Origin of the sequence: Pseudomonas sp. VE 267-6A, assembly GCF_024126555.1 — a bacterium.
In the GTDB taxonomy this organism is placed as follows: domain Bacteria; phylum Pseudomonadota; class Gammaproteobacteria; order Pseudomonadales; family Pseudomonadaceae; genus Aquipseudomonas; species Aquipseudomonas palmensis.
The window spans coordinates 89930-102516 of sequence record NZ_JAMYBY010000005.1; the positions used below are offsets into that span (position 1 = coordinate 89930).

Genomic DNA, 12587 nt, shown 5'->3' on the forward strand with positions numbered 1-12587 from the left:
GAAAGACATGACCTCAAGTAAAACTTCCAGACTCACCCTGATCGCCGTGGCGGTGATCGTCGTCGCCGGCCTGGCCTATGTGGCGCTGCCCGCGCTGTTCGGCAGCGGCGGCACGCAGTCCACCAACGATGCGTACGTCACGGCCGACTACACCGTGGTGGCGCCCAAGGTGTCGGGCTTCATCAAGGCGGTCCACGTCGAGGACAACCAGCAGGTCAAGGCCGGCCAGGTGCTGGCGCAGATCGACGACCGCGACTTCCAGGCGGCGCTGGCCGCCGCCGACGCGCAGTTGCTGATGTCCCGCGCGCAGTACCAGAACGCCCGCGCCACCCTCGAACGCCAGGCTTCGCTGATCGCCCAGGCCCAGGCCACGGTGGCTGCCGACGAGGCGGCGCTGGCGTTTGCCAACCATGAACTGACCCGTCACACCCGCCTGGCCGAGCAGGGCGCCGGCACCGTGCAGAACGCCCAGCAGGCGCGCAGCCGGGTCGACCAGGCCCAGGCACGCCTGGCCAACACCCGTGCGGCGCTGGCCGCGGCACGCAAGCAGGTGGACATTCTCACCGCGCAGGTGGAGGCGGCCCAGGGTGGCCTCAAGCATGCCGAGGCCGCGCTGGACCGTGCCCGCCTGGACCTGTCCTACACGCAGATCGTCGCACCCATCGACGGCATGGTCGGCGAGCGCGCCGTGCGCGTGGGCGCCTACGTCAACCCGGGCGCACGGCTGCTCTCGGTGGTGCCGCTGGCGCAGGCCTACGTGGTCGGCAACTTCCAGGAAACCCAGCTGACCCACGTGCAGCCAGGCCAGGCAGTGCTGGTGAGCGTGGATACCTTTGCCGGTGAACAGCTGCGCGGCCATGTGCAGAGCGTGGCCCCGGCCACCGGCCTGACCTTTGCCGCAGTCAAGCCGGACAACGCCACCGGCAACTTCACCAAGGTGGTGCAGCGCATCCCGGTGAAGATCGTGCTCGACGCCGACCAGCCATTGCTCAGCCGCCTGCGCGTGGGCATGTCGGTGATCGCCAAAATTGATACCCAGAGCCCGGCCAGGGCCCAGGCCGGCAACGAGGTCAGCGCTCGATGAACTTCGCACAGGCTACTTCGCCCTTGCTGCTGGGCGCCACGCTGACCCTCGGCGCCTGCAGCCTGGGCCCCGATTTCGAAGCGCCGCGCTCCACCGCGCCGTCGGCCTGGCCGACCCTGCAGGAGAAGGCCGGCCCCAGCCAGCCCGAGGCGACACCGCTGCAGGCGCGCTGGTGGGAGCAGTTCAACGATGCGCAGCTGTCGTCACTGGTGCAGCGCGCGGTCGAACGCAACCTGGACCTGCAGGTGGCCACCGCCCGGCTGATGCAGAGCCGCGCGGTGCGCAGCAGCATTGCCTCCGAGCAGTACCCGTCGGTCGACCTGAACGGCAACTACAGCCGCGCCCGCAACAGCGAGGATGGCCTCAACGACCCGTCCGGCAAGAACGGCAAGTCGGCCTTCAACCTGTGGCAGGGCGACTTCACCGCTGCCTGGGAACTGGACCTGTGGGGCCGGGTGCGGCGTGAGGTGGAGGCCGCCGACGCCAGCGTCGAGGTGGCCGAAAACGACCGCCAGGGCGTGCTGCTGTCGTTGCTGGCCGAGACCGCCCACGACTATATCCAGCTGCGTGCGGTGCAGAGCACCCTGGCGGTGATCCGCGAGAACCTCGACGTGTCGCGCCACAGCCTGCGCCTGTCGCAGATGCGCCTGAACGATGGCGTGGCGACCAACCTCGACGTGGCCCAGGCCAAGGCGCAGGTGGCGTCCATCGAGGCGCGCCTGCCCACCCTGGAAGACCGCCAGGCGCAACTGATCAACGCCCTGAGCCTGCTGCTGGCCGAACCGCCACGCAGCCTGCAGAACGAACTGCTGCAACCGGCACCGATGCCGCAGACCGCGCAGCGCTTTGCCATGGGCCTGCCCTCGGAGCTGGCCGAGCGGCGCCCCGACATCCGCCAGGCGCAGGCGCAACTGCACGCCGCCACGGCCAGCATCGGGGTGGCCAAGGCCAACTTCTATCCGAGCATCCGCCTGTCGGGCAGCGCGGGGTTCCAGTCGCTGCAACTGTCGGACTTCGGCAACTGGAGTTCGCGCCGGTTTGCCATCGGCCCGCAGTTGAGCCTGCCGATCTTCGAGGGCGGGCGCCTGACCGGCGTGCTCAAGCTGCGCGAGGCGCAGCAGCAGGAAGCGGCTGTGCAGTACCAGCAGGTGGTGCTGCGCGCCTGGCACGAGATCGACGATGTGCTGCGCCTGTACAACGCCAGCCAGCTGCGCCGCGACCTGCTCGACGAAGCGGTGCGCCAGAGCCGGGTGGCGCTGGACACCGCGCGCAACCAGTACGTCGAGGGCGCGGTCGACTTCCTCAACGTGCTGACCGTGCAGAGCGCCTTGCTGGCCAACCAGGAGCAGTGGGTCGAAAGCTCGGCGGCGGTGTCGCTGGCCATGGTCGGCCTGTACAAATCCCTGGGTGGGGGCTGGCAGTCATTTGCCCCACCGGCCCAGGCCAGCGCTGAACTCGATCGAGGGCAGCGGTCAAAGCACCCATGAGGCCTGCGCCGGCCGTGCCCCGGCACGGCCGGCGCCGCGCCGGGGTTCACATGTCATCCAGAAAAGGACGCAGGTATGAATATTTCCTTGCACGGCAAGCGTGCGATCGTCAGCGGCTCCACCGCCGGTATCGGCTTTGCCATTGCCCACGGGCTGGCCGAGGCCGGTGCCGAGGTGGTGGTCAACGGGCGCACCAAGGCCCGTGTCACGCGCGCCGTCGAACAGATCCAGCGCAAATTGCCGGGGGCCAAGGTCAAGGGCATCGCGGCCGACCTGGGCACGGCCGAGGGGGCGGACATCCTGTTTGCCAAGGAGCCGGAAACCGACATCCTGGTCAACAACCTGGGCATCTTCGAGCCCAAGGGCTTCTTCGAGATCAGCGACGAGGACTGGCAGCGCTTCTTCGAGGTCAACGTGATGAGCGCGGTGCGCCTGTCGCGCCATTACGCCAAGGGCATGGCCACGCGCGAGTGGGGCCGGGTGCTGTTCCTGTCGAGTGAATCGGCGCTGCAGATCCCGACCGAGATGGTGCACTACGGCACCACCAAGACCGCTCTGCTGGCGATTTCCCGCGGGCTGGCCGAGACCCTGGCCGGTACCGGCGTGACCGTCAATGCGGTGCTGCCGGGCCCGACCCGCTCCGAAGGCGTGGGCGGCTACTTCAGCCAGATGGCCAGGGAGCAGGGGGTGGACAGCGAGACGCTGGAGGCCCGGTTCATAGCCGAGCACCGTCCCAGCTCGGTCATCAAGCGCCTGGCCACGGTCGAGGAGGTCGCCAACATGGTGGTCTACCTGGCCTCGCGCCAGGCCAGCGCCACCACCGGCGCAGCCCTGCGCGTGGATGGCGGCGTGGTTCGTTCCATCGCCTGATGCACCCTGCCGCGCCCGGGCGAGCGACTCGCCCGGGCGCGGCCTTCAGCCGGCAATCACCGGCAGGCTGGCCGGTTGCAGCCCGTAGTCGAACTCGGCGAACAGCCGGGCAAAGCGCTTGAGCGATTCGGGCGCGTCCATGCGTTCCATCACCACTTCGATGAACACCAGCGTGTCGGCCTGTGCGGCCTGGGCCAGCGCATCTTCGAGCTGGTCCTCGGTGTGCACGGTGAAGCTGCGCGAGCGCTCGCGGGTGTCCAGCACGCTGGCCAGTTGCGCATAGCGCCAGGGGTTCACGTCGTTGTAGCTGGCATGCTCGCCCAGGATCAGCCGTTCGATGGTGTAGCCATCGTTGTTGATCAGGAAGATCACCGGCTTGAGGTTGTGCGCCAGAATCGTCGACAGCTCCTGCACGGTCATCTGCAACGAGCCGTCGCCGATGAACAGCAGTTGGCGGCGTGTCGGTGCGGCCAGCAGGCTGCCCAGCAGCGCGGGCAGGGTGTAGCCGATCGAACCCCAGATCGGCTGGGTGATGCAGGTTGCCCCGGTCGGCAGGCGCAGGCCGCTGATGCCCGCCGACGAGGTACCGCTTTCGGCGATGACCAGGTCGTCGGCTTCGATCAGGTGGCCGATGCGCTGCCAGAAGCGCAGCTGGCTCAGCGGCTTGCCCGACAGCGCGGCGAACGCCGGGCTGGCACTGAACGGCGGGATGCGCTGGGCGCGGCGCTCGCGTGCCAGCGCCTGTTGGCCCAGCGCCTGGAGCACCTGGCCCAGGCTCACGGCGGTGTAGTGCTGCCTGGCGATCGAGGCCGCGTAGGCGTGCAGCTGGATCAGCGCGCCGTCCATGAAGCTGTGGGAGAACAGCGCGGTGCTGGTGTCGGTGAAGCGTGCGCCAAGGCTGATCACGCAGTCGGATTGCTCCAGTGCCGCACGCACGCCGGGCGCGGAGCCGGCACCGGCGTAGGTGCCGAGGAACAGCGGGTGCGACTCGGGCAGCATGGCCTTGGCCGGCGGCAGGCAGGCGAAGGGCAGGTCGAAGCGCTCGATCAGCTCGAGCACCTGGGGCACCAGGCCAAAGCGCGCCACGTCCATGTCCACCAGCAGCACCGGCGAGCTGGCGGCATCCAGGCGTGCCACCAGCGCCCGTACCACCGCCTGCAGTTGCCCCGGCTCGCTGCGCGGCTCGCTCAGTTGCAGCGGCGTGTCGGGCACCTCGATCGGCAGGGTGGCCAGGTCGCTGGGCAGTTGCAGGTACACCGGGCGGCGTTCGCGGTAGCAGGTCTGCAATACGCGGTCGATTTCCATGGCGGCGTTTTCCACGGTGATGCGCGCCTGGGCCACAGTGAACTGGCGCAGGGTCACCATGATGTTGTCGTAGTTGCCGTCGCCCAGGGTGTGGTGCATCAGGGCCCGGTCGATGATCGCGTGCAGCGGCGGCATGCCCGACACCATGATCACCGGCACCCGCTCGGCATAGGCGCCGGCGATGCCGTTGAGTGCACTGAGGTCGCCCACCCCGTAGGTGGTCAGCACCGCGCCGAAGCCCTGGGTGCGGGCGTAGCCGTCGGCCGCGTAGGCCGCGTTGAGTTCGTTGCAGTTGCCGATGAAGTCGAGCGTGGGCAGCGCCTCGACCTGTTCGAGCAGGGTCAGGTTGTAGTCGCCGGGCACGCCGAACAGGTGGCGGATGCCGAATTCCTGAAGGCGGCGCAGCAGAAAATCGCCAATGGTCATGTCCATGAGTAGGGGAGCCTCGTGATCCTTGAGAGAGGGTGCGCCGCTAGGGCTGGCGGCGCAGGTCGATGACGTTGCCGGCCTTGCCTTCGGAACGCTTGAGGGTGTGGCACGGGTGCAGCTGGATGTGGGTGCTGATGCCCACGTGCACCTTGATCTGGTGGCTCAGCTGCTGGCAGGCGGCCTGTTGCTGCTGGGCGCTCAGGCCGCTGTGTTCCGGGCGCAGCTCGACGTGTACGGCCAGCACGTCGAGGTTGCCCTGGCGGCTGACATGCAACTGGTACACCGGGCTGAACATCAGCAGCTTGAGCAGTTGCTCCTCGATCTGGCTGGGGAACACGTTGACCCCGCGGATGATCAGCATGTCGTCGCTGCGCCCGGTGATGCGGTCGATGCGGCGCATGGCGCGACCGTTGCCGGGCAACAGGCGGGTGAGGTCGCGGGTGCGGTAGCGCACCATCGGCAGCGCTTCCTTGCTCAGGGTGGTCAGCACCAGTTCGCCGAACTGCCCGTCGGGCAGCACCGCGCCGGTGACCGGGTCGATGATCTCGGGGTAGAAGTGGTCTTCCCAGAGTGTCGGGCCGTCCTGGGTGTCGAGGTGCTCCATGGCCACCCCCGGGCCCATCACTTCCGACAGGCCGTAGATGTCCAGGGCCTTGATGCCCAGGCGCTGTTCCAGCTCGCCGCGCATCTGTCCGCCCCACGGCTCGGCGCCGAAGATCCCGGCGCGCAGCGACAGCGACTGCGGGTCGATGCCCTGGCGTTCGATCTCTTCGGCGATGTTGAGCATGTAGGACGGCGTCACCATGATGATGTCCGGCTGGAAGTCCTTGAGCAGCTGCACCTGGCGTGCGGTCTGCCCGCCCGACATCGGGATCACCGTGCAGCCCAGTTTCTCGGCGCCGTAGTGTGCGCCCAGGCCTCCGGTGAACAGGCCGTAGCCATAGGCGATATGGATGCGGTCGCCGCGCCGCCCGCCCGCAGCGCGGATCGAGCGCGCCACCAGCGAGGCCCACACGTCGATATCGTTGCGCGTGTAGCCGACCACGGTGGGCTGGCCGGTGGTGCCGCTGGAGGCATGCAGGCGCAGCACCTGGTCCATCGGCACGGCGAACAGGCCGAAGGGGTAGTGGTCGCGCAACTGTGCCTTGCTGGTCAGCGGGAAGTGCGCCAGGTCGTCGAGGTGCTTGAGGTCGTAGGGGTGCACGTCCAGTGCATGGAACTGCTCGCGGTACCAGGCCACATGGGTATAGGCATGCAGCAGGGTCTGGCGCAGGCGCAGCAATTGGTGCTGGCGCAACTCGTCGAGGCCGGCCTGTTCCAGGTGGTCATCGAACGGTTGGGCGAAGGGCACCGGGGCCAGGGCGGCGACAGGGCTTGCGTGCAGTAAAGTCGATTCGATCGGCATCGGGTCTGTTCTCTACCAGGAAGGGGAGTGGTCAAGGGCGCCCACGCTCGCGCTGCCATGCCCGCGCGCCGGGTGGGGCCGGGCGCGCAGGTGGCAGGGGCGGGCGCTGCGGGGTCAGCCGGCCTGGGTCAGGCGCAGCAGCTGGTTGAAGATGTTCTTCTGGTGCATCTCTTCGGTGCCGCCCACGCTGGCAAAGCCCAGCGCGTCCTTGACCAGGGTGGCGATGTCGCCTTCGTGGTAGCCCAGGCTGCCGTACAGCTTGAGCAGGCTGATGGCGCTGTGGATGAAGTCCTGCGCGGCGCCGAGCTTGGCGATCGAGCAGCTCATCAGCGCCTGGGGGTCGTTGCCCAGCAGCTGGTCGAGCGCGGCGTACACCATCCAGCGGTTGCGCTCCATGCCGATGGCGATGTCCACCAGGCGCTTCTGCACGTACTGGTGGGTGTCGATGGCGCTGTTGAAGCTCTGGCGTTTGGCCGCGTAGTGCATGGCCTCGGCCAGGAACGGGGTGGGCAGGTTGGCCGCTACCAGGCCGTAGTACGCACGCCCCAGCGAGATGATCCTGATCAGTTGCTGCAGGCCGCGGCCCGGCTCGCCCAGGACCTGTTCGGCCGGCACCGGCAGGTTGTCGAAGTGCAGCGGGCCGGTGGGCAGGTGCTTGTTACCCAACTTGTCGTCCGGCTCGCCACGGGTCAGGCCGGGGGTGTCCTTGTCGATGATCACCAGGGCGATGTTGTGCTTGGAGTCGGTGGCCAGGCGGGTCACGATCAGCAGGAAGTCGGCCACCGGTGCATGGGCGATGTTGAACTTGCTGCCGGTCAGCCGGTAGCCGTCCGCGCACGGGGTCAGCAGGCTGTGGATACTGCGCACGTCGGTGCCGGTGCCCGGTTCGGCGATGCCGGTGGCGCTCAGCGCGCCGGCCAGGATCGCGCTCAGGTAGCGGTCCTTCTGGGCGTCGCTGCCGTAGAGCATCAGGGCGCGGACCATGCCGGCCTGGGCAATCACCGACAGCAGCAGCTCGGGCGTGCGGATCGACGAGGCCAGGCCTTCCAGCGCGGCACTGAAGCCCCACCAGTCTTCACCCAGGCCGCCGTATTCGAGCGGGATGACCAGCTTCCACAGGCCCGCGTCGCACAGGCGCTGCCAGCCGTAGTGATCGAAACCGGGGGCGGCGCTGCGCCGCGCCTCGGCCAGTTCCACGCCGATGGCGCGGTAGGTCGACAGCAGCGCGAGCTGCTGTGGAGTCCAGGAGAGTTTCATTGAGCGTACCTTTGCAGTCGGTTCGCCGGGGCGCCTGAGCGTCGGCGAACGGTTCGTCCCTGAGCGCCGGCTCAGCCTTCCTGGAAAGCCAGGACCTGATCCTTGAATGCCTGGGGCACAGGCACGGTGGCCTGTTTGTCGTAGTCGAACATCACGTGGTACGACTTGGCCCTGGCCACCACCTCGTGGGTATCGTCCTGGCGGCGCATGGTGTGCTCGATCTCGAAGCTCTTGGTGCCGAATTTCACCACGGCGCTGCTGACCACCAGGGTTTCGCCGTACATGGCCTGCTTGAGGTAGTCGCACTCGCTGCGCACCATGATGTGCGGCAGTTTTTCGCTCTTTGGCAGTTGCAGCAGGTGGTGCATGTAGCAGAGGTAGGCATGTTGCATGTAGTCATAATAGATGGGGCTGCTTACATGGCCCATCGAGTCGGTGTCGCGGTATTTGATTTCAATGACGGTCTCAAAGCCTTTCTGGCTCATGGTGCACTTCCTTTTGTTTGTTCTGTTTGAAGTTGGCGAAATGTTATTGAAACTTATCGGCAACTTGTTCGGTCCCTTGAAAGTGGGTTTCAAGTTGTTTCAAATGCTAGGCAAGTTGAACTTGCAAGGCTACTCGCGTTTGTTTGCGTGAAACTCGCTTTCGCGCTGTAGCGCTTGTCTGCCGTGGGGTTGCTGGCTGCTGGTTGTACGCCATGGTTCGTTTGTGGGGGCGGCCTCCAAGGGGGCGTTGAATTGCTCGCATTTCGCCGCCGACAACGAACTTTGGTCATGAATATTTAATATTCCCGGCAATGCGAGCAATCCACGGCGGGTACACGGGCACGGCTTTTGTGTGTGGGGTTTTTAATGCGAGTAGTTGTTCGGCAGGCATTCTTTTAGCATGGCCGCCACTCAGGCGCCGTTGTTGTAGCGGCCCTGTATCGCCATTCAGGGAGTGCAGTGTTCATGACCAATCAAGACAGGGTGGCGGTGGTCACCGGTGCGGCCAGCGGTATTGGCGCGGCGACCGCCCTGCAGCTGGCACGGGAGGGTTTTCAGGTGGCGTGCCTGGACCGTGACGAAGGCGGCCTGGATCGCACCCTGCATGCGCTGGGCCCAGGCCATCGGCCGTTCGCCCTGGACCTGTGCGATGAACAGGCAGTGGCCGCGGTGTTCGCCGAAATCGCCCAGTGGCGCGGGCGCATCGATGGCCTGGCCACCTGCGCCGGGGTGGTCGACACCACGGCATTCGACGACCTGAGCGTGGCGCGCCTGCGCCAGTTGCTGGAGGTCAACCTGCTTGCCACCTTCAGCGTGGTGCAGCACAGCGTGCCCTTGATGCGCGCCGGCGGGCATATCTGCACCGTGGCCAGCGTCGCCGGCATTCGCGGCGGTGGCCTGGCCGGCACGCTCGGCTACGCCACCAGCAAGGGCGCGGTAATCACCCTGAGCAAGGGCCTGGCGCGCGAACTGGGCCCGCGCGGGCTGACCGTCAATTGCGTCGCCCCGGCGGTGATCCGCACGCCGATGCTCGATGACACCACGCGCGTCGCCGGCAAGCTCGAACAGCTGCACGGCATGACCGCCTTGCGCCGCGAGGGCCGTGCCGAGGAAGCCGCCGAGGTGATCGCCTGGCTGCTGTCGGGCAAGGCCTCGTTCGTCAGCGGCACCACCATCGCCGTGGACGGCGGCCTGGCGATGCTCTGAGGCGCTTTCTTTTCTTCCTTTTCTTCTCTGTACAGGACGTCAACCATGGCAGTTTCCAAGGACAACCCACTGGCGCTTTGCCGCACCTTTTTCTTCATTCCCGGCGCCGACGAGCGCGCGTTGCTGGCGGCACTCGACGGCGATGGCGACGTGCTGGTGCAGGAGCTGGAGGACTTCACCCCACCGGCGCGACGCCCCGAGGCGCGTGCACTGGCGGTGGATATCCTGCAGCGCTGGCGCGCCTGCGGGCGGGTCAGTGCGGTGCGCATCAACCCGTTTGAAACCTGTGGCCACGAGGACCTGGCGGCAGTGATGGCTGGCCGCCCGCAGGTGGTGATGATGTCCAAGGTCGAGCGCCGCGAGCAGATGATCGAGCTGGACCAGTTGATCACCGAGCTTGAGGGGCGCCATGGCATCGCTGCCGGCAGCACGTTGATCGTGCCGAACATCGAGACCGCGCTGGGCGTGGTGCGCGCCATCGAGATCGCCGCCGCCAGCCCGCGTATCAAGGCGATGCTGGTGGCCACCGAGGACATGGTGGCCGACCTGGGCGCCGGGCGCAGCCGCGCCGGCACCGAGCTGTATTACCCGCGCTCGCGCTTTCTGCTCGAATGCGCGGCGGCGGGGGTGCTGGCCATCGACTCGCCCTACACCTTTGCCGACGCGCAGGGTGCCGAAGCCGACATGCAGTTCGCCCGCTCCATCGGCTACCAGGCCAAGGGTGTGGTCAACCCGGCGCACGTGGCGGTCGCCAATCGCTACCTCACCCCCGCTGACGCGGACGCCGAACTGGCGCGCCGGCAGGTGGCGGCGTTCGAGGCGGCTGCCCAGGGCGGCAACGTGCGTGCCGAAGTCGATGGCCTGGTGGTGGAAGTGCCCAGCTACCTGCAGGCGCTGCGCTTGCTGGAGCGTTACGAGCAGTTGCAGGCGCGCCAGGCGCTACGCCGCTGAGCTGTGCGGCTGCGCGCGGGCGCGGGCGGTGGCCAGCGGCATGGCTGGCGGGAGGCACAACAGCCCGATCAGCGAGCTGCTGATCGCATCCTCGATCTGCGCCTGGCTCATCTGCGGCGAGTCGAGGATGTAGGCCTTGACCATCGAGGTGATCACCTGCGCCGCCAGCCAGGCGGCCAGGTGCAGGTTGCTGTGAGCCAGCGTGGCCCGCCAGCGGTCCAGCAGGCGCTCGATGGACAGGGTGATGCGGGCCTTGTGCTGCAGGTCGTCGACGCTGCGGCTCAGGTTGGCCAGGTCGGTGTCGAGCAGCCGGTGCAGCTCCGGTTCCTGCTGGTGCAGGTGCAGCAGGGCTTGCACCAGCAGCCTGAGGTGGGCCGGCAGGTCGGCCACCTCGTGGGCGCCGGCGACCTCCAGAATCACCCGGTTCATGGCCTGCGCATGGCGCTCATGCAACGCCGCGATCAATGCATCCTTGTTCGGGAAGTACTGATAGACCGAGCCCACGCTGACCCCGGCGCGCTGGGCCACCAGGTTGGTGTTGGTGCCCTGGTAGCCATGCTTGACCACCACCTTGGCGGTGGAGGTGAGGATGGTTTCGACCATCATCCGCGAGCGGGCCTGGGTGGGGATCTTGCGCGGAAGGTTAAGGTGTTTCACGAATGTCTCCAGAAAGGGCCTGATTGCATTTGTGAGAAAGGCTGCCAGCAGGCAGCGGTGCTCCGACCTTGGAGATTTCTCCCTGATTGCCTGGAGCGCGCCGCCGCTGTGGCAATGCAGCCGATCCAGTACGAGGGCGATTCTTGGCCTTGGAGACGCTTTGGAAAATGCTCTGGTGTGCACTTTATAGTTAGCGATAGGGTCAGCTATCGCCGGCGCAGGCCCCCGCAAACCGGGCAGATCACAGGCTGCGGTCGAGGCCGAAACGTTTCTTCAGCACCTTTTCCAACAGCCGTTTGGGCAGCACGCCGGCCAGCAGCGGCAAGGCGCGGCTGCCGTTGCCCAGGCGCAGCAGGTCGGGCGGGGTACGCTGCTGTACGGCCTTGAGCAGGCCCTGGGCGAACGCGCTGGCGGGGGTCGGTCTGTCCTGCGAGGCGCGGGCGCGGGCGCGCACCTGCTCGCGCAATGGCCACCACGGCGAGTCTTGCGCCAGCACCTGCTCGGCCTCGCGCCCGGCATTGCTGGCGAAGCTTGAGGCGATGGCGCCGGGCTGCACTTCCATCACGCCGATGCCGAACGGCGCCAGTTCCAGGCGCAGCGCATCGCTGAGCGCATGCACCGCCGCCTTGGATGCGCAATAGGCGCCGGCGAACGGGGTGACCAGCACACCCGACACGCTGCCGATGTTCACCACCAGGCCGCGATTGCGTCGCAGCAAGGGGAACAGTGCACGGGTCACACCGATCAGTGCGAACACGTTGGTCTCGAACTGGCGCTGCATCGCCTCGACACCGCCGTCCAGCAGCGGCCCCATCGCGCCGTAGCCGGCGTTGTTGATCAGGATGTCGAGGCCGCCATGGGCCGTTTCGATGGCGTCGGCCAGGCGCACCAGGGCGTCCTCGTCGTTGACGTCCAGCTGGCGGCTGCTGAAGCCGGCCTTGATCAGCGTGGCGACGTCATCGGCCTTGCGCGCAGTCGCCCACACGTCGTAGCCGGCGGACTTGAAGCTGTCGGCGAGGGCGCGGCCGATGCCGCTGGAGCAACCGGTGATCAGGACGACGGGCATGGAAGGGGGCTCTCCTCAGAATGTGGTGTTCGGTCAGGGCGTCGATCAGCCGGGTGATGCTCGTGGCGCACACCACGAGGTTGGGGCCGGCGACGGGCAACAGGATATGTGAAGGCAGGTAGTGCAGCGACAGGCTCTGGAACAGGCAGGTCAGGGCCGGTTCTTGCGGGTGATCCTCGAACAGGTCGACGTTGAAATAGTGGAAGTCGACCTGAGGATGTTGACTGCCAAGCCGTGCAACATCGGGATGCATCGTGCGGCAAGGCGGGCAACTGGCCGAGCCCACCATGACCATGGCCGGGCGTTGGCGTGTGCAATCGTCGAGCAGCGCCTGGAGCTGGTCGAGGCGGGTCACGGGCCTGAGTGACATGGTGGTGCCTCCTGC

12 protein-coding genes are annotated in these 12587 nt (G+C 67.2%); 5 read left to right on the forward strand and 7 right to left on the reverse strand.

The genetic code is table 11. The features are described from left to right. Positions 1 to 7: 7 nt before the first annotated feature. The 3 genes from NJH59_RS07080 to NJH59_RS07090 all read left to right on the forward strand — a co-directional run bounded on the left by NJH59_RS07080 (position 8) and on the right by NJH59_RS07090 (position 3441). A complete protein-coding gene (locus NJH59_RS07080) occupies positions 8 to 1084 on the forward strand; it encodes an HlyD family secretion protein (RefSeq protein ID WP_043860984.1) in 1077 nt (358 codons plus the stop codon). Continuing rightward, entirely contained in the window at positions 1081 to 2571 is a 1491-nt protein-coding gene (locus tag NJH59_RS07085; RefSeq protein ID WP_043860985.1) for an efflux transporter outer membrane subunit, read from the forward strand. Before NJH59_RS07080 ends, NJH59_RS07085 begins: the two co-directional genes overlap by 4 nt. Positions 2572 to 2646: 75 nt before the next feature. Next, a complete protein-coding gene (locus NJH59_RS07090; protein ID WP_043860986.1) occupies positions 2647 to 3441 on the forward strand; it encodes an SDR family oxidoreductase in 795 nt (264 codons plus the stop codon). Between the two features lie 45 nt (positions 3442 to 3486). Here the strand turns inward: NJH59_RS07090 and NJH59_RS07095 are convergent, their stop codons facing one another. The 4 genes from NJH59_RS07095 to NJH59_RS07110 form a co-directional block, all read right to left on the reverse strand. Then, positions 3487 to 5178 carry a thiamine pyrophosphate-binding protein gene (locus NJH59_RS07095; RefSeq protein WP_253086583.1) on the reverse strand — a complete coding sequence of 564 codons (1692 nt, stop codon included), beginning with the start codon at positions 5176 to 5178 and terminating at the stop codon, positions 3487 to 3489. Between the two features lie 40 nt (positions 5179 to 5218). Beyond that, positions 5219 to 6580 carry a phenylacetate--CoA ligase PaaK gene (gene paaK, locus NJH59_RS07100; protein WP_100633482.1) on the reverse strand — a complete coding sequence of 454 codons (1362 nt, stop codon included), beginning with the start codon at positions 6578 to 6580 and terminating at the stop codon, positions 5219 to 5221. Between the two features lie 114 nt (positions 6581 to 6694). Continuing rightward, positions 6695 to 7837 (reverse strand): acyl-CoA dehydrogenase family protein, encoded by a 1143-nt coding sequence (locus NJH59_RS07105; RefSeq protein ID WP_253086584.1) that lies wholly within the window; start codon positions 7835 to 7837, stop codon positions 6695 to 6697. 71 nt (positions 7838 to 7908) lie between these two features. Continuing rightward, positions 7909 to 8322, reverse strand: a complete 414-nt coding sequence (locus NJH59_RS07110) for a thioesterase family protein (RefSeq protein ID WP_043860990.1) — start codon at positions 8320 to 8322, stop codon at positions 7909 to 7911. A 465-nt stretch (positions 8323 to 8787) separates the two neighbouring features. On the opposite strand from NJH59_RS07110, the gene NJH59_RS07115 reads away from it, so the two are divergent. Both NJH59_RS07115 and NJH59_RS07120 read left to right on the forward strand, forming a co-directional pair. Continuing rightward, positions 8788 to 9528 carry an SDR family NAD(P)-dependent oxidoreductase gene (locus NJH59_RS07115; RefSeq protein WP_210014186.1) on the forward strand — a complete coding sequence of 247 codons (741 nt, stop codon included), beginning with the start codon at positions 8788 to 8790 and terminating at the stop codon, positions 9526 to 9528. 45 nt (positions 9529 to 9573) lie between these two features. Continuing rightward, on the forward strand, positions 9574 to 10479 hold the full coding sequence (locus NJH59_RS07120) for a CoA ester lyase (protein ID WP_043860993.1): 906 nt from the start codon (positions 9574 to 9576) through the stop codon (positions 10477 to 10479). On the opposite strand, the gene NJH59_RS07125 is transcribed toward NJH59_RS07120, so the two are convergent. From NJH59_RS07125 to NJH59_RS07135, 3 genes are all read right to left on the reverse strand, one after another. Continuing rightward, positions 10468 to 11136, reverse strand: coding sequence for a TetR/AcrR family transcriptional regulator (locus tag NJH59_RS07125; RefSeq protein ID WP_052504232.1), 669 nt, complete (start codon positions 11134 to 11136; stop codon positions 10468 to 10470). The two genes, NJH59_RS07120 and NJH59_RS07125, sit on opposite strands and share 12 nt — an antisense overlap. Positions 11137 to 11377: 241 nt before the next feature. Then, complete coding sequence (locus NJH59_RS07130; protein WP_054914855.1) at positions 11378 to 12202, reverse strand: SDR family oxidoreductase; 825 nt, start codon at positions 12200 to 12202, stop codon at positions 11378 to 11380. Further along, positions 12093 to 12572, reverse strand: a complete 480-nt coding sequence (locus NJH59_RS07135; RefSeq protein WP_158255577.1) for a thioredoxin family protein — start codon at positions 12570 to 12572, stop codon at positions 12093 to 12095. Before NJH59_RS07135 ends, NJH59_RS07130 begins: the two co-directional genes overlap by 110 nt. Positions 12573 to 12587 lie beyond the last annotated feature (15 nt).